Source organism: Pseudoduganella aquatica, assembly GCF_009857595.1.
Classification (GTDB): Bacteria; Pseudomonadota; Gammaproteobacteria; order Burkholderiales; family Burkholderiaceae_D; genus Rugamonas; species Rugamonas aquatica_A.
In genome coordinates this window covers 1-17713 of sequence record NZ_WWCU01000011.1, presented here as the reverse complement: position 1 = coordinate 17713, position 17713 = coordinate 1, and the positions used below count along the sequence as shown (strand labels likewise).

Annotated in this window: 10 protein-coding genes and 1 pseudogene; 10 read left to right on the top strand and 1 reads right to left on the bottom strand. The window is 66.6% G+C overall.

The window, feature by feature from the left end; translation table 11 throughout:
* Positions 1-6: 6 nt before the first annotated feature.
* From GTP77_RS11775 to GTP77_RS30605, 10 genes are read left to right on the top strand one after another with little or no spacing between them, the layout of a single operon-like run.
* The gene (locus GTP77_RS11775) at positions 7-939 is read left to right on the top strand and encodes a type II secretion system F family protein (protein WP_187358691.1); all 933 of its coding nucleotides are present in this window, start codon (positions 7-9) and stop codon (positions 937-939) included.
* A 3-nt stretch (positions 940-942) separates the two neighbouring features.
* Positions 943-2565 (top strand): DUF192 domain-containing protein, encoded by a 1623-nt coding sequence (locus GTP77_RS11770; RefSeq protein ID WP_161072358.1) that lies wholly within the window; start codon positions 943-945, stop codon positions 2563-2565.
* A gap of 5 nt (positions 2566-2570) precedes the next feature.
* Positions 2571-7670 carry a DUF6765 family protein gene (locus GTP77_RS11765; protein ID WP_161072357.1) on the top strand — a complete coding sequence of 1700 codons (5100 nt, stop codon included), beginning with the start codon at positions 2571-2573 and terminating at the stop codon, positions 7668-7670.
* Position 7671: 1 nt separating this feature from the next.
* Entirely contained in the window at positions 7672-8577 is a 906-nt protein-coding gene (locus tag GTP77_RS11760) for a right-handed parallel beta-helix repeat-containing protein (RefSeq protein ID WP_161072356.1), read from the top strand.
* Positions 8574-9530 carry a right-handed parallel beta-helix repeat-containing protein gene (locus GTP77_RS30615; protein WP_161072355.1) on the top strand — a complete coding sequence of 319 codons (957 nt, stop codon included), beginning with the start codon at positions 8574-8576 and terminating at the stop codon, positions 9528-9530. Before GTP77_RS11760 ends, GTP77_RS30615 begins: the two co-directional genes overlap by 4 nt.
* Positions 9527-10423 (top strand): right-handed parallel beta-helix repeat-containing protein, encoded by an 897-nt coding sequence (locus GTP77_RS11750; RefSeq protein WP_161072354.1) that lies wholly within the window; start codon positions 9527-9529, stop codon positions 10421-10423. The genes GTP77_RS30615 and GTP77_RS11750 overlap by 4 nt, the downstream gene beginning before the upstream one ends.
* A 43-nt stretch (positions 10424-10466) precedes the next feature.
* The gene (locus GTP77_RS11745; RefSeq protein WP_161072353.1) at positions 10467-15068 is read left to right on the top strand and encodes an RHS repeat-associated core domain-containing protein; all 4602 of its coding nucleotides are present in this window, start codon (positions 10467-10469) and stop codon (positions 15066-15068) included.
* A 15-nt stretch (positions 15069-15083) separates the two neighbouring features.
* Complete coding sequence (locus GTP77_RS11740; RefSeq protein ID WP_161072352.1) at positions 15084-16061, top strand: hypothetical protein; 978 nt, start codon at positions 15084-15086, stop codon at positions 16059-16061.
* 34 nt (positions 16062-16095) lie between these two features.
* Positions 16096-16953 (top strand): M28 family peptidase, encoded by an 858-nt coding sequence (locus GTP77_RS30610; RefSeq protein ID WP_229202165.1) that lies wholly within the window; start codon positions 16096-16098, stop codon positions 16951-16953.
* The gene (locus GTP77_RS30605) at positions 16954-17478 is read left to right on the top strand and encodes a zinc-binding metallopeptidase family protein (protein ID WP_229202164.1); all 525 of its coding nucleotides are present in this window, start codon (positions 16954-16956) and stop codon (positions 17476-17478) included.
* Between the two features lie 127 nt (positions 17479-17605).
* On the opposite strand, the pseudogene GTP77_RS31225 reads toward GTP77_RS30605, so the two are convergent.
* A pseudogene (locus tag GTP77_RS31225) lies at positions 17606-17713 on the bottom strand (IS110 family transposase); the annotation flags it as partial.

Sequence of the window (17713 nt, the reverse complement as noted above, 5' to 3'; positions counted from 1 at the left end):
ACCTGCATGGAATCGCTGCTGATCCAACATAGCACCGCCGTCATCGCCTTTGTGGCGGTTGCCGCCGGCCTGTCCGTGGCGCTGTGCGCCTGGCTGCTGAGCGGCGCGCTGGCCGAAGTGCCGCCCGAGGACCGCGAGTACAAAGACCCGCCGCCGCTGGGCTTCCGCCTGCTGTGGTGGCCCATCCACTGGATCGCGTACTTCATCGGCCCGCTGGTGCCTGCCCGTCGCCACATGCTGGTGCAGGCGCGGCTGCGCAAGGCGGGGCTGGAGTATGCGCTCAGCGCGGGCCAGTTCATGGCCGCGCGCCTGGTGTCCGGCGTGGTGGGCGCGATGCTGCTGCGCTGGGGCCTGGCCAGCCTGGAACACGCGCTGGAGGGACGGCTGCAAGTGGGCGCCACCGGACAGCTGTGGACCTGCGCCATTGGTTTTTTAATCGGCATGCTGTTCCCCGGCATCTGGCTGAACGACCTGCTCAAGCGCCGCACCAGCGAGCTGCTCAAGTCGCTGCCGTTCTACCTCGACATCATCACCCTGTGCGTGGAAGCGGGCCTGAATCTGCAAGGCGCGCTGCAGCAGGCCGTGGCCAAGGGGCCACGCGGCGTGCTGCGCGACGAGATCCAGCGCGTGCTGCGCGATATGCGGGCCGGCAAGGCGCGCGCCGAGGCGCTGCGCACCATGGCCGACCGCCTGAACGAGCCCAATGTGTCGCACTTCATCACCGCCGTGATCCAGGCCGAGCGCATGGGCATGAACCTGGGGCCGGTGCTGCGCGCGCAGGCCGACCAGCGCCGCGCCGAGCGCTTCCAGCGCGCTGAAAAGCTGGCCATGGAAGCGCCGGTGAAGATGCTGTTCCCGCTGCTCGTCTTCATTTTTCCCTGCACCTTCGTCGTCCTGTTTTTCCCCATCGCGATGAAGCTGCTCCACCCTGGAACCTGAACCATGAGTGATTCCCTTTTCCCCGGCGCCAGCCTGCATACCCGCAGCGGCGTCCATCGCCTGGGCGTGCAGGTGGCGCAGCGCTTCTGGAGCCGCTTCATGGGCCTGATGCTGCGCAAGGCGCTGCCGCGTAACCGGGGCCTGCTGCTGACGGGCTGCCCCAGCGTGCATACCGCCTTCATGCGCTTCGCCATCGACGTGGTGTATCTGGACGCGCAGGGCGTGGTGACGCGCTGCGTGCCCGCGCTGCGCCCCTGGAGCGCCAGCATGGGCCACGCCGGGCGCGACGCGGCGGGACAGCGCCATCCGCGCGCGGCGCATACATTGGAACTGGCGGCGGGCAGCGTGGCGCGCTGGGCCATCGCCCCCGGCGACCGCCTGCAGCATCCGCTGCTGGACGGCAGCGCAGCGCCGGAAGCCCCGGCCGCTCCGCGCCGTGCTGCGCGCCGGGCTGGCCAGCGCGGCATCGCGGTGCTGGAATTCGCCATCGCGGCGCCGGTGCTCACCGTGCTGGGGCTGGGCGTGACGCAATACAGCCTGCTGTTCTTCACCAAGAGCCAGCTCAATCAGGCCAGCTTCATGGCCGCGCGCGCGGGCAGCGTGGCCAACGCCAAGCTGGGCAAGATTGAAGACGCGTATGCACAGGCGCTGATCCCGCTGTACGGCGGCGGCCAGAACGCCACCGAGCTGGCCGAGGCGCTGGCGCGCGCCAAGGCCGACATGGCGGGCAATGTGCAGATCACCATGATCAACCCGACCAAGGAAGCCTTCGCGGACTTCAACGATCCCGCCTTGCAGGCCAAGCTCAATACCCAGGGCAAGCGGGTGATCCCGAACAGCAGCCTGGCGTTCAAGGGCCAGGCGCTGGGCGCCAGCTCGGGCGAGACCATACAGGACGCCAACCTGATCAAGCTGCGCGTGATGCAGGGCGTGAAGCCCAAGGTGCCGGTGGTGGGTAGCATCTACACCGCCTACCTGAAGTGGCAGGACAACGGCACCGACGCCTTCCGCACCAAGCTGATACAGGATGGCCGCATTCCCGTGGTCAGCCACGTGACGATGCAGATGCAGAGCGACGCCATCGAACCTGAAAATCCCATCTCCATCCCCGGCACCGGGAACAACGGCAACCCCACCGATCCGGGCGATCCACCGGGTCCGGCCAATCCGAACGATCCGCCGGACTGTCCGCTGGGCGGCTGCACCACGCCGACGCCAACGCCGGGCGACGGCGGCACCTGTCCGGCAGCCTCCACCGCCACGCTGGGCTCGGACACGCTGTTCGGCTTCGACCAGTCCACGCTCACGCAGGACGGCAAGGACATCCTCGACAAGCTGGTCGCCAACATCGGCAACACGCAGATCGACACGCTGACCGTGACCGGCTACGCGGACCCGCTGGGCAACGACGCGCACAACCTGGCCTTGTCCAAAGCCCGCGCGCAAGCCGTGTACGACTACCTGGCCGCGAAAGGCATCAAGGCCGACAAGGTGAACGTGGTGGGCGCGGGTGCAACCGACTTCGTCAAGGAACTGTCGGCCTGCCAGCCCGCCACCGGCGCCGCGCTGCAATCCTGCCTCGCGCCGAACCGGCGGGTGGTGGTGAAAGTGAAACCGAAAACATGAACAACATGGTGAATGCTATTTACAAGAGCGTGCTGGCCTCCGCGCTGCTGGCCCTGGCCGGCGGCTCGGCCTACGCCTGCGGTCCCGGCGGCTCCGGCCAGACCTGCGACCTGGGCACGGCGGCGCCGGCCAGCCAGAGCGCCGCCTCGGTCAACGTCGGCGCGGGCAATCCGATCAACGTCATCAGCGGTAACAAGTACCAGCGCGAAACCGACATGCCCGCGCTGCCCGGCGTGCTGGGGCTGGAGATTGTGCGCCACTACAACAGCAGCCTGAGCGCGGCCAATATGGCGCCGGGCAGCGTGGGACGCGGCTGGAAGCTGTCCTACGAGACCGAGCTGTACGCCTTCGACAGCACGGTGCAGATCATGCAGGCCGACGGCAGCCGCCTGATCTTCAGCCGCGACCTGCTCAACCCCAGCCTGTGCGCCAGCGCAGATCCGGCCAACGGCACGCTGGCCATTTCCGGCGCGCGCGGACGCGAGCAGTACGTCTGGACCTGGACCGACGGCCGCGAGCTGACCTTCGACCACCGGGGTAAGCTGAACCGCATCAAGGCGGCCAGCGGCGAAGTACTGACCCTGCTGTACGACCCGCACGGCCTGCTTGTGAAAGTGACCGACCCGCAAGGCCGCAGCCTGCGCCTGAGCTACCTGGACCGCGAAAGCGTGGCGCGCGGCGACCGCTTCCGCGGCGTGCAATCCATCACCACGCCGGTGGGACGCTTCGCCTATGAATACGGCAGCGCCATGCCCAAGGGCGCCAGCGCACCCAAAAACAGCGTGCTGGCCAACCTGGTGCGCGTGCGCTACCCCTCGGCGTCGGCGGCCGCTGCGGGCCGCACATACCAGTACGAGGACGTACTGCGTCCGACCTATCTGACCGGTATCAGCTTCATCGAGGAGGGTAAGGCGGAAGCGCAGCGCTACGCCACCTTCGGCTACGACGAGAACGGCAAGGCGGTGCTGTCGACGCACGCCAATAACGTCGATAAAGTCACGCTGGACTACAGCCAGGGCGGCCAGACCACCGTCACCAACAGCCTGGGCCAGCGCACCGTCTACAAGCACAAGATCATGGGCGACGCATTCCGCCTGCTGGAAGTGCGCGGCCCGGGCTGCGCGCTGTGCGGCGAGAGCAATGTGCGCTATGGCTACGACAAGCTGGGACGGCTCACGGAAACCACGCAGCTCGACGCCGGCGGCGCCCCGCAACTGACTCTGCGCGCGGAACTGGACCATTACGGCCGTCCTCTCACGCTGAGCAAGGTGGCTTATCGCGACGGCAAGGCCGGCGCGCCGCAGCGCCAGGTGCGCTACGAGTACGGTTCCAGTCCGCTGCCCACGCCCGTGTTGATCGCGCGCCCCAGCGTGGTGCCGGGACGCGATTACATCACCCGCGTGCGTTATCGCGCCGGCCAGCCTGCGGAAATCAGCCAGGACGGCTTCATACCCACCTACGACGGCAAGGCTGTGGCGCAAGCCATCAGCCGCACCATGCGCTACCAGTACGATGCGCGCGGCAAGCGCACCGAAGCCGACGGCCCGCTGCCGAATGCAGCGCAGGCGCCGGGACCGGCCAATAGCGACATCACCCGTTTTGAATATGCGCCGGCGACCCAGTTGCTGTCGCGCGTGACGCTGCCCGGCGGCGAAACCAGTGAGGTGCTGGAGCGCGACCCGGCCTTGCGCCCGGTGCGCATACGCCGCAGCGACGGCCATGTTGTACACACCATTACGATGCGCAGCAATTGGCGCGGCCAGGCAGAGGAGGTGCGCATCGAAGCGGCAATGCTGAAAGGCGGCGCGCCCGACCCCGGCACCCGGCAGGAGCGCGTCTGGCGCTACCGCTATGACGGGCAGGGGCGCTTGCTCTCCGTCACGCAGCCGGGCGGCTTGCCGGCCCGCTTCGACTATGACGAGGCGGGGCGCATCGTCTCGCGCGTGATGCCGGACGGCAGCCGCGTGGTCACGGTGCAGGACAGCGAAGGCCGCACATCGGCCGAGGCGCGCTTCGCCGATGCGGACCTGGCGCCGGCGAAAGCGCTGGGTGCGGTGGGCTACGCCTACGACCAGTCGGGACGCCTGGAATCGCTGGCGGACGCCGCCGGACAGCGCGGCCGCAGCGACCACACCACGCAGGGGCAGGTGGCTGAGCTGAGCAACGCGCTTGGCGCCAGCACCCGCTTTGAATACGACGAGAACGGCATGCTGGCCGTCCGCACCGCCGCCGCCAATACGCCGGATGCGGCCAGCGTGAAGCTGGCCTACGACGCGCACGGCAGCGCAGTGAAGATCACCGATGCGAACGGCGTGGTGACCGAGCGCCGCTACGACGACTTCGGCCGCAAGGTCATGGAGGCCAATGCCGACCGGGGCGCCACGCTTTTCATGTATGACCAGGCAGGCCATGTGCTGGCGCGCATTGATGAAAGCGGCAGCGCCACGCGCTACCGTTACGACAACGCAGGGCGCCTGCTGGCGCTGGGCCGGGACCAGCACACCGAGCTGGTTCGCTATCGTTACCAGGGCTGGCGCCTGCTGGAAACCAGTTCGGGCGCGGACGGCAAGGAAGAGCATGCGCTTGAGCGCACCACGTATGTCTACGATGCGTTCGGCCAGGTGCTGAGCGAGCAGCGCTGGCTGGCCAGGCCGGATGGCAAGGCTGGGCAAGGTCTGCGCTTTGTCACCGGCAGCAGATATGACGAAGCCGGCCATCTGCTGGACCAGACCCTGCCCGACGGCCACCAGCTCAGCTACCGCTACGCGGATAACGGGCAGCTGCGCGAGGTGCTGTTTGACGGCCAGGCTGTTGTCGGCGCCATAGAACAAACAGCGGCGGGCGGCCTGCGCGGCTACACCATGGGCAATGGCGTGCGCCAGCAGTTTGAGCTGGACGCGCATGGACGCATTGCTGAACTGAGCGCGGTGGCGCGCGCTGGTGCTGCGCCGGGCGGCTGGATGCAGCGCATTGCCGGCTGGTTCGGCAGTGCGCCCGCAGCCGGTCCGCGCCCGGTGTATCGCCAGGTGAACCGCTACGACGAGGCGGGACGCCTGACCGGCATCGAACGCGAACAGGCCGGGACGGCCGGCACGGCCGCCATTGCGCGCAGCGAGCGTTACGGCTACGACGCGCTGGACCGGCTGACCCGCGTAGAGCAGGGCGACGGCGCAGTCACGCGTTTCGCTTACGACAGGGGAGGCAACCGTATCGCGCAAACCACGGCGCCGGACGCGCCGCGCGTGATCCGCACTGCGCTCGATGCGGAGGGGGCGGCTGAATTTGGCACCCGCCAGCACATCTATCAGCCGGGGACCAACCGGCTGGTGGCGCAGACGGACGCCGCGCCCGGCGCGCCGCCGCACACCGCCAGCGCATGGCTGTACCACGCCACGGGCGTGCCCATGGCCCAGCTGGCTGCGGGGATATCGCCATTGCGCCCGGCGCTGGACCCGCTGCGCGGGCAGCGCCAGCGCATCGAATACAACAGCGCGCGCCGCCCCGTGGCGGTGTACGGGCCGCAGCAGCAGCCCGTGGCGCGCTACTACTACAACAGCCAGGGGGAGCGTATTGCCAAGACCGTCTATGCCGCCGCTGCTGGCGGTTCGCGCGTGGCGCGCACCACCTACAGCCTCTATCGCGGCCAGCGCCTGGCCGCCGAGGCGGACGAGCAGGGCCGCATTACGGCGCACTATGTCTACCTGAACGGCAAGCCGGTGGCGAAGATTGAAATGGCCGCCAATGACGGCCTGCTGCACCGTGCGTGGCGCGCCATCGTCACGCTCAACGGCATGGTGGTGCCGGCCGGCCCCCACGCCAGCGACAGCGAGGCCAGTATCTTCGCCATCCACGGCGACCAGCTCGGCACGCCGCAGGCCGTCACCGACAGCGCCCAGCGCGTGGTATGGCAGGCCAGCACCACGCCCTTCGGCCACGCCAGGGTGGTGCACGCCGCCGCGGGCGCGGCAGGCAAGGCGTTCGAGATGAATCTGCGCCTGCCTGGGCAGGTGTACGACGCCGAGACCGGGCTGAATCAAAACTACTACCGCGACTACGATCCGCAACTGGGCCGCTACACCACGCCCGACCCGATGGGCATCGAAGGCGGCATGAACCCCTATCTGTACGTGGGCGGCAATCCCTTGTCGAATGTCGATCCCCTGGGCCTGTACCAGAGCGACATCCACTACTACATGAACTTCTTCCTGGCCGTGGCGGCCGGCATGAGCGTGGAGGAGGCGCAGGTGCTGGCGCTGGCGGCGCAGTACGTGGATGACAATCCGGAGACCAAGCCGCTCAACCTCGACACCGGCGTCTCCGACGCGCACAGGGCGCGTTTGCTGGCCTATCACTTCACCATGGTGCCGTCCAAAATCGACCCTGCCACCGGCCTGGTGAAAGGCGGCGTGAGCGACTACGGCTCGCCACCGGGCAGCGCCGCTTACGCCAACATCGCGGAGAACGAGCAGCTCAAGCACCTGTATGCGGCGGTCACCAACGCAGGCAAGGCAAACAATCTGGCGAACACGCGCTGCACCCAGCTGCAATTCATGGGCGAGTACCTGCACTCGTTTGAAGACACTTTCGCCCACCGCGACGCGAACAACAATCCCTTCCCGCTGAATGTGGGCCTGGGGCATGGCGGCTACGGCAGCAATCCAGACTACACCTACAACCACTGGTCCGCGATTCCGCTGCCGGGGGCGATGAACTGGAACCACAACGAGGAACGCACGCTGCAGATGGAAAAGGAAGTGCTGGCCAAGCTGGCGGCCTGGAAGTCGCCGGAAACCAAAGCGCATTCGTTCAGCGAAATCGAATCGCTTTTGAAGCAGTTCAACGCCACCGAGGAACATGAGGGCAGCGGCTACGATCCTGAAAATCCAAGACTTAGCTCAAAGATTAAACTGCTAGCAGCCAAGCTGACGGAATGGGGTATCGAAGGCCTGAATTGGACGAGTTCGGCTGACGACGAAGGTGTCTACAGTAAGGAGCTTGGTGAGAAAAATCGTGCCAAATTTCTGTGTGGTAGTGATGGAAAACCACTGGATCAAATAAAATACGCTGGCACCATACTTCCAACCGTGTGCAGTCAGGGAGAGTAACTTGAAGCTGAAGAAAATGAGCTGGAGGTTGGTACTGATGATTTGCTTGAGCCCTGTTGCCCATGTGCTGGCTGAGGAGTGCAAACCGATCGAGTTTTTTGACGGAGATTTGGCGCGGGCCATCCGCGGCCCGGGCAGTTACTGCCTCCAGACGGATATCAAGCGCAAGCCTGCCTTCGATATTCATGCGGGCAGCTTGAAATCAGCGGCTGGAGAATCTCTGCTGAGCATGACGTTCCGCGAGCCGGGCGTGGGTGGTGCCGGCCGTGTCGATCTTGATTTGCTCGGTCATCGCATCAGCAGCACGGCCCCGAACATGCTGGGCGTGCGTTCGACCCGTATGGTGCGCAACGCGCACGTGCACAACGGTAGCATTGAGCTCGTGGGGGGGACCAGCGTCGGCGTATCTCTTTTATATGCAGGCACGCAGGGCATGCCGTCCAGTCTGGATCCGGCGCAGCCGCAATACGAAGACGTGCCCGCGCCGCCGTCGGGTAGTTGGGGCAATACCGGCAATGTAGTGGAGCGACTATCCATACGCGCCGGTGGGCGTGGCGTGGTGCTCGGCGGGGACAATAACGTTGTGCGCGACAGTACGATAGAAGTCGACGGGCCGGTTGCCATCTTTGCATACGGGAAGGGCACGGTCATTGAAAACAACACCATCATCGTGCATGGCCGCGGCACCGGAAATTATGACGCCGTCATCAAACTGCGCGACGCGCGCGGCGCCATCGTCAGGAATAACCGCATCATCCACAAAGGATTTGGCAGTGCCGGCACGGCCATCAATCTGCTGGATTCGGCCGAGGTGCGGGTCGAGAACAACATCCTGGAAGGGATAGAGAACGTTGTGCGGAGGGTAGGCGCAAGCAGCGTGAATGAACGCGGCACGGAGCGCCGGTGAACGTTGGTCTATCACTGCCGCTGGCGGGGCAGGCGCTTAGCAGACCGCGTGCCTACGTGGCTGCGGCGGTGTTGGCTTGCGCAGTAGGGATTGCATCCGCAGCTGGCGCGCAGGACTGCCGGCCTATCCTCAGGGATGACACCGGCAGCGCCAGTGGCGTCAGCGTTGTGTTTGCGGGAAAGCACTGTCTACAGCACGATTTTCGCGTAGGCCGGGAATTTGATCTCCACTCGGCCGCCTTCAAGGGGCCGTCGACCCGCTCGCTGATCGCCGTCACTCCGCGCACAGGATGGAAATATTCGCCGGATGGTCCGTTTGAGCTGGACATGCAAGGCCATCATGCCCGGGCGGATGTGGCCGGCATGGATGGCGTGCGCGGCATCGGTCCGGGCCGGAATGTCATCGTGCGAAATGGAACACTGACGGTGGCAGGACAGGGGAGCACCGGCGTGCGTTTGCTGCTGCGTTCCCGCGCGCAGACCGCAGGCATGCGCTCGCCGATTGAGTCGGAGTACGAGGATGTATCCATGCCGGAGGCAGCTGACACAGGCCAGGCGAATTTCCTGCTGAGCCGTCTCAACATCCGTGCCGGGGGAAGGGGCGTCATCATGAGCGGCGCTGGCAACAGCATACGCGACAGCACGATCGAGGTGGACGGCGGAAATGCGATTTTCCTGCATGGGCGAGGCAGCGTGATCGAGAACAATACCATTATTGTTCACGCGCGCGCGGCGGGACCCAATGATGCGGTGATCAAGCTGCGCGACGCGGACGGCGCGGTCATCCGGAACAACCGGATTATTTACAAAGGCGACAGCCGCGCTGCTACGGCGATCAATTTGCTGGGCTCGAACAATGTCCGGGTCGAGAACAACATTGTGGAAGGGATCGACGAAGTAGTGCGGCAAACGGGCAAGACGAGTGTTCGTGAACAGGGGACCCAGCGGCGATGAAAATCCTTCCCAGGCTGCTGCTTACGTGCCTGCCGACGTTGCTGGCAGCGCCGGTGCTCGCGTGCGAACCGGTCGAGCTGTATGCCGCAGCCAAGGCGAAGACCATGCGCAAGCCGGGCAGCTACTGCCTGCGGTCGGACGTCAGCCGCCCGCGCACCTTCGACATTCACGCGGCCAGTTTCAAAACGGCGGCTGGGGAAGCCTTGCTGACAATTGATTACGGCAGTCGCGGCGGTGGAGCGGACGGCCGCCGGGTCGACCTCGATTTGCGCGGCCACCGCATCAGCAGCACGGCTCCGGACATGCTGGGCGTGCGCTCCTTTGGCATGGTGAGGAATGTGCGGGTCAGCAATGGCAGCATCGAGGTGACGGGCGACACCAGCGTAGGCGTGTCCATGCTGTATGCGGGTGCGCAAGGCATGCCTGGCGGCCTGTATCCCTCGCTGCCGCAGTTCGAAGACGCGCCTGCGCCGGCGTCGGGCAGCTGGGGCGACAGCGCCAATGTGGTGGAGCGTGTGGCCATCCGTGCGGGCGGACGCGGCGTGGTGCTGGGTGGAGACAACAACGTGATCCGCGACAGCACGATAGAAGTCGACGGTCCGGTCGCCATCTTTGCGTACGGGAAGGGCACGGTCATTGAAAACAACACCATCATCGTGCATGGCCGCGGCACCGGAAATTATGACGCCGTCATCAAACTGCGCGACGCGCGCGGCGCCATCGTCAGGAATAACCGCATCATCCACAAAGGATTTGGCAGTGCCGGCACGGCCATCAATCTGCTGGATTCGGCCGATGTGCGGGTTGAGAACAACATCCTGGAAGGGATAGAGAACGTTGTCCGCCAGGTTGGCAAAACCAGTGTGCTCCAACAGGGCACGCAACGCCGGTAAAGCGCCCGACGCGGCGCTGAGGCTACGTACTTAGGGGATAGCTTTGAATATTCAGCGTACCTTGCGCAGCGCCTTGCTCGCTGCGGCACTGCATCTGGCGGCCGGCGCCAGCCATGCCTGCGGTCCCGGCGGCTCGGGCCAGATGTGCCCCGCGCCCGATCCGGCGCCGGCCAGTCTGCCCGCGTCGGGCGCGGTCAGTCTCGCAGTGGGCAATCCGATCAACGTCATCAGCGGCAATAAGTACCAGCAGGAGACCGACATGCCCGCGCTGCCGGGCGTGCTGGGGCTGGAGATTGTGCGGCACTACAACAGCTTCCTGAGCGGTAGCAATAGCACGCCCGGCATCACGGGGCGTGGCTGGAAGCTGTCGTATGAAACGCAGCTCTACGCCTTCGACGGCACGCTGCAGATCATGCAGGCCGACGGCAGCCGCCTGATTTTCAGCCGCGACCTGCTCAACCCCAGCCTGTGCGCCAGCGCGGATCCCGCGCACGGCAGGGTGGAGATCAAGGGCGTGCGCGGCAAGGAGGAATACCTGTGGACGTGGAACGACGGGCGCACCTTGCGCTTTGACCGTGACGGCAGGCTGACGCAGATCCAGGCGCCCACAGGCGAAGTACTGAGCCTGCTGTACAACCAGGGCTTGCTGGTGAAGGTGACCGATCCGCAAGGCCGCAGCCTGCGCCTGGCTTATCTTGACCGCGAGGGCGTGGTGCGCGGCGAGCGCTATCGCGGCGTGCAGAGCATCGCCAGCCCGGTGGGGCGCTTCGTGTACGAATACGGCAGCGCCGCGCCGCAGGGCGCCACGGTGGGCAAGGTGGCGCTGGCGGCCAACCTGGTCCGGGTGCAGTATCCCGTGCCGGAAGGCGCGGCGCAGCGGGCGGCAGGCGGCCCGGCCGCGCGCCGCTACCATTACGAGGACGCGCTGCGTCCCACCTACCTGACCGGCGTCAGCGTCGAAGCGCAGGACGCGGCCGGCAAAAACGCCAGCCAGCGCTACGCCACTTTCGGCTACGACATCAATGGCAAAGCCGTGCTGTCCACGCACGCGGGCAATGCGGACAAGGTGACGCTCGATTTCAGCCAGGGCGGGCAGACCGTTATCACCAACAGTGCCGGGGAAAAGACAGTGTACCGGCACGCCATCGTGGCCGGCGAGTTCCGCCTGCTGGAAGTGCGCGGCGCGGGCTGCGCGCTGTGCGGCCCGGCCAACCAGCGCTACGGCTACGACAAGCAGGGCAGGCTGGTGGAGACCAGCGAACTCGATGCGCAGGGCGCCGTGCGCCGCACCGACAAGACCGAGCTGGACTTCTATGGCCGTCCGCTGCGCATCAGCCGCATCGAATACAAGAACGGCCGCGCGCTGGCGCCGCAGTGGCTGCAGCGTTACGAGTATGCGACTGAAGCGCCGCTGCCCAGTGTGGTGGCCCGGCCCAGCGTGGTGGCGGGCAGGGAAGCATCGGCGCGCATGTCCTACAACGGCAAGGGCCAGCTGCTGAGCATGACCGAGCAGGGCTGGGCGCCCGCGCCGGATGGCAAGGGCGAGCCGCAGCCCATCGTCCGTACTACGAGCTATGGCTACCGCACGGTCAACGGCCGCAGCGTGCTGGCGCTGGTGGACGGGCCGCTGCCGAACGGGAAGGCGGGCACGCCGGCCGATTCCGATATCACCCTGCTGGACTACGATAGCCAGGGCCGCATGATAGAGCGCATTACGGCGCCGGGTGGCGTGGTGACGGAGGTTGTGCAGCGGGACGAGGCGCTGCGCCCAGTCACGGTCAAGGCCAGCGACGGTTACCGCCTGGTGCGCAGCGAAGCGCAATTGCTGCACGGAGGCCAGTTGGCTGCGCTCACCGAGCGCGCCTGGCTGCTGGACAAGAAGGGCCAGCCGGACGCCGGCAGCGTGCAGGCCGACGGCGCCGCCTACCGTTACGACGGCCAGGGACGCGTCGGCGCCGCCGCCGTTCCCGACGGCGGCATTGCGCGCTACGTGTTTGACGGCGGCGACAATCTCACCCACGTGGTGGCGCCGGACCAGGGCCAGCGCGTGCGGACTTTCGACACGGAGGGCCGCTTGCTGGCGGCTGTGCAGTACAGCGCCGGCGCACCGATTGCGCTGGCCGGGCAGGACGATGCGCAGCGCGTGCCGCTGGCGGGCAGCTACCGGCGCGGCGCGCCCGGCAGCGTGGCCGAGGCGCTGGTCGAAAGCGTATCCCGCCCCGGCGGCAGCGAAGTGCGGCGCTGGCTGGACGATTTCGGCCGCGTGGTAGCCATTCTTACTCCCGAAAGCGGCTTGCGGACGGCGGCCTACGCGGCGGACGGCTCGCTGCGCAAGCTGGCCTTTGCCGACGGCAGGACCGTGTCCGTGGAGCGCGATGCGCAAGGGCGCGCGCTGCGGGTGTTGTATTTCGACGCCGCCGGGCGTCACCAGCACAGCGTCACATACCAATACCAGGGCGTCGCGCTGGCCGGCGAAGCGCGTTATGCGCAGCAGCAGCTGGCCAGCCAGGTTGACTGGCAGCCCGACGCCTGGGGGCGGCCTTCGCGCAAGCGCTTGGCCGTGTATGGCGCTGGGACGGAACCGTCTGCGCTACTGGAGGTAGGCTACGCGCGCGACGCGCAGGGGCGGGTGGTGCGCAAGACCATGCCGGGCGGCGCGGTGCTGGACTATGCCTACGATGCAGCGGGAGGCGTCACTGCCATTTCCATCGGCGGAAAACCCATCGTATCCGGTGTGCGCTACACGGCTGCGCAGGACGGCGCGCGCCTGGCCGGCTACGTCTACGGCAACGGCCTGGCTGCGCGCAGCAGCTACGACGGCCTGGGCCGGCTCACGCTGCACGAGAGCGGCACGCGACAGCGCATCCTGCGGGCGGACGCGGACAAGAACACCACCCTGGTCGAACAGCGGCTGGCCGTCACCCGCGCGCCGCAGCCCGAGCGCCTGTCGCTGCGGCTGCCGCAGCTGTTCTCCACCGCCACGGCGGCCGATGTGGCCGAACCGGCCGCCACGTCCAGCGTGCCGCACCAATACCGCTATGATGAATACGACCGCCTGGTGGCCGAGTCCAGCGGCGAGCGGCAACTGCTGGACCTGCGCTACAACGCGCTGGGCGACCGCCTTGGCCTGCCTGCCCCCAGCACGGACGCGGTGGGCAATGTGCTGGAACACGGCAAGCACACGCTGGACTACAACGCCGCAGGCGAACTGGCCGAGGTGCGCAGCGCGGACGGCAAGCTGGTGGCCCGGTATGGCTACGACGCCGAAGGCATCCGCGTGGTCAAGCGCGCGGGCGGACGCACCAGCTACTTTCTCTACGAAGACGGCCAGTTGCTGGCGGAAGCCGACGGCGAAGGCCGCGTGGTGGCCGAATACGTGTACCTGGGCCGCAAGCCCGTGGCGCGTCTGCTGAGCGAGCCCGGGGCGATGCGCGGGATTGCGCGCTGGCTACCCAAAGTCTTCGCAGCCGGCCCCGAAGTGGAATACTTGCACCCGGACCAGCGCGACGCGGTGGAGTCGGTCACCGATGCCAGCGGCGCGCTGCGCTGGCAGGCCGAACTCGGGCCGTTCGGCGACCTGCGCCAGGAAGGCGGGCCGCGCGGCCATATGCCGCTGCGTCTGTCCGGCCAATACGCCGACCCGGAAACCGGCTTGTACTACAACGTGCACCGCTACTATGACGCCGCCACCGGCCGCTACCTGCAGCCGGACCCGCTGGGCATAGAAGCAGGCCTGAACCTCTACGCCTACGCCGAAGGCGACCCGCTGCGCAAGACCGATCCGCTGGGCCTGTCGATAGAGCCGGACAGCGGCTGGGGCGGCGGCGTGGCGCCCTGGCTGTTCGGTACGGCGGTGCACAGCCAGATGGCGGCGCAGATACGCGGCAATGGGCTGGGCTGGGGCGCCAACGACGGCCGCAACGGCACCTGGGTGGGCCTGCGGCCGGACGCCTACTACGTCAAGCCGACAGACTTGTTCAAGCCCAGTTTCCACGGCACGCTGTGGGAGCTGAAGCCCATCAGCTGGAGTTCCGCCGTCAACCCCGCCAACTACGCGGCGGGCAAGGGCGAAGTGGCGGCCTATATCGCGGGGGCGAAGAAAGGCTGCTGGACCGCCGGATCGAGCAAGGCCATTGTCAGCCAGCTCACGCCCACGGCCGTGCTCATGGGCGGCAAGGTGTGGAACGTGACCTTCCAGGCCGATGCAGTGAATGACCAATCCGGCCTGCTGTTTTATAGTAAGCAGCAGGCGCAGGAAAAGCCGGTGCCGCAGCAGGTGCCCGCGCCCGCGCTGTCGCCCAGCCAGCGCAATGAACTGGATAAGCAGATGCAGCAGATCAAGGCGCAGGGGGCCAAGGAAGGCTGGTCCACGCTGGAGACCATAGGCATGGTGGTGCTGATCGGCCTGGCCATTGCGCTGCTGGTGGCGGCCGCCATCCTGCTGGCGCCGGCGATTGCCGCCGTGCTGGCCTCGATTGCCGCCGCGCTGTCCGCTGCGGCGGCAGGCACGGTGGCGCTGATGGCGGCGCTGGCGGCGCTGTTTGCCTTCAGTCCGGCGGTGGCGGCCGAAGCCACCAAGAAGGGCGAGGAAAAGCAGAAGGGCATGCTGGACGGCGCCATCGACTGGTTCAAAGGTTGGTTCTGATTGAAAGGAAGTGGTTTGGACACGAAGCAGTTGCGGGACGAAGTGAGCGGGCTGGTGGCCGCGTCGGCGGACAAGCTGGCGGCCTTCCAGGAAGAACTGATGGACCGCGAAATCGCGGAGGGCTGGCGCTGCTTTTACGCGCGCCAGCTGTGGCTGCGCGAGGCGCTGCCGGAGCCGCTGGTCAACGAGGCGGGCCGGCGCTACATGGTGGAAGCCTACCGCCAGCGCATCCTGCAGGCCGAAGCGCCGGACTACGTGGCGCTGCCCGCCGGCTACCGCAACTACCTGGAAACGGGCGTGCTCGATATCGAGAACCCGATGGGAACCGGCGACGCGCTCGACGCGGTGGCAAACGACACCGTCAACAGCCTGGCGGCCGGGCTGCAGCGGCACATGGCCATGGAAGTCCAGGCCAACGCCACCAAGTGGCTGAAGGAAGCGGGCGAGCGCGCCACGCTGACGCCGCCTTTCATGCTGTCGCACCTGGAGCTGGGGCCTGCCGTGCGCGATGCCAGCGTGCCGCCCGCCGAGGACACGGCCTACTGGCGCGCCCTGTACTGGAACAGCGAGGTGGTGGTGGCGGACCCGCAAGTGGTGCTCAATCCCGACTGGACCCTCAGGTTGATGGCGGCGCTGGCCCCGGATTTTCCCTACAACGCTGCGCTCAGCACGGCGAAGCGGCTGGTGTTCGCCGCGCCCGGCGACACCGCGCTGCGCTGGGCCGTCATGATAGAAAAGCCGGACGGCGCGCCGGACTTCCGCTATCCGCCGTCGCTGCTGCTGGTGCCGGGATCACAGACCAAAAAGCTGAAGGACAGCGACATCGTGTTCAAGGACGTGCCGCTGACCTGGCTCTACGCCATCGTGTATGACGCACGCAGCATCGAGCTGCAGCTGCGCTACTTCCTTGAGCGCTACCGCCGCCTGGCCAACTTCTACGCGCTGCTACTTGCCGATACAAAAATCCCGTTACGCGGGCTGCGGGGTTCGTGAGAATATTGCAGGCTGTATCAACCAGGATAACGATATGGCCCATAACAAGACTACCCTCATCGCCGCCGCATTGTCCGCAGCCTTCGCCTGTAACGGCGCCATCGCCGCCGAGCCAGCGGCACCGGACACCGCCCGCCGCCAGCCGCAGATCGACAAGATCGTCAGCGAGATTTCGCCGCAGCGCATTGAAGCCACGATACGCAAGCTGGTGAGCTTCCAGACCCGCCACACCATGTCCGAGACCGAATCCGACACGGTGGGCATAGGCGCCGCGCGGCGCTGGATCAAGAGCGAATTCGAGCGCTGCAACGCGCAGAGCGGCGGCCGCCTGCAGGTGGAATTCGACAGCCATATCGCGCCAGTGTCGCGCCGCATCAGCCGTCCGACCGAGATCGTCAACGTGGTGGCCACGCTGCCCGGCACGCAGGACGCGGCCAAGGAACGCATCTACGTGGTCAGCGGCCACTATGACTCGCGCAACACCGACGTGATGGACGCCACCGGCTTCGCGCCCGGCGCCAACGACGACGCTTCCGGCACGGCGGCCGTGATGGAAATGGCCTGCGTCATGGCCAAGTACAAATTCGACGCCACGCTGGTCTTCATGACAGTGGCGGCGGAGGAACAGGGCCTGCTGGGCGCGGCGCACTGGGCCGAACAGGCCAAGCAGAAGAAGCTGAACATCGCCGGCATGTTCACCAACGACATCATCGGCAGCTCGCGCGACGAGCACGGCAAGGTGGACGACAAGCAGGTGCGCCTGTTTGCGGAAGGCCTTCCGGTGGAGAAGGAAGCCAGCGACACCAACCGCACGCTGATACAGACCGGCGGCGAGAACGACTCGCTGTCGCGCCAGCTGGCACGCCACGTGAAGGAGCAGGGCGAGCGCTAGGTGAAGGATTTCAAGGTCAGCGTGATACAGCGGCGCGACCGCTATCTGCGCGGCGGCGACCATATGCCTTTCCTGGAGCGCGGCTACGCGGCGCTGCGCTTTACCGAGCCGGCGGAGGACTTCAACCACCAGCACCAGAACGTGCGCACGGAAAACGGCGTGGTGATAGGCGATATGCCTGAGTACAACGACTACAAATACATTGCCAAGGTGGCGCGCGTGAACGCCGCCGCGCTGGCCACGCTGGCGCTGGCGCCCGCGTCGCCGCAGCAGGTGCAGGTGCGCACGGGGCAGCTGGAGAACGACACGGCGCTGGTGTGGAAGCCGAACGGCGAGCCGGACCTGGCGGGCTACCGCATCGTCTGGCGCGCAACGGATGCGGCGGGCTGGCAGGGCAGCAAATTCGTCGGCAACGTCACCGAAGCGCGGGTGCCGCTGTCGAAGGACAACTACTACTTCGGCGTGCAGGCCATCGACAAGGACGGCAACGCCAGCCCGGCATCGTATCCGGTGCCGCTGCGCTGAGCCGCGTTCGGCGGGTTACGAACCTGCGGTTCTAACCCGCCCTACGTCACCGTTCACATCACTACATCACTACATCGGCACATCGGCACATCGGCACATCGGCACATCGTAGATACTGTTATGCCGGTCAAGCGTTTTGAAGCTCCTGATTGAATGGTTTGCCAGATTTTAAGACGCCGAAAGCAACGTGGACGAGCTTGCGCATCATGGCGCCGATCACCAGCTTGGCCGGCTT

What these genes read in the sequence shown, in the direction of transcription:
- GTP77_RS11775 (WP_187358691.1), top strand. Translation starts at nt 7, where the DNA reads ATGGAATCGCTGCTGATCCAACATAGCACCGCCGTCATCGCCTTTGTG.
- GTP77_RS11770 (WP_161072358.1), top strand. Translation starts at nt 943, where the DNA reads ATGAGTGATTCCCTTTTCCCCGGCGCCAGCCTGCATACCCGCAGCGGC.
- GTP77_RS11765 (WP_161072357.1), top strand. Translation starts at nt 2,571, where the DNA reads ATGGTGAATGCTATTTACAAGAGCGTGCTGGCCTCCGCGCTGCTGGCC.
- GTP77_RS11750 (WP_161072354.1), top strand. Translation starts at nt 9,527, where the DNA reads ATGAAAATCCTTCCCAGGCTGCTGCTTACGTGCCTGCCGACGTTGCTG.
- GTP77_RS30610 (WP_229202165.1), top strand. Translation starts at nt 16,096, where the DNA reads ATGGCCCATAACAAGACTACCCTCATCGCCGCCGCATTGTCCGCAGCC.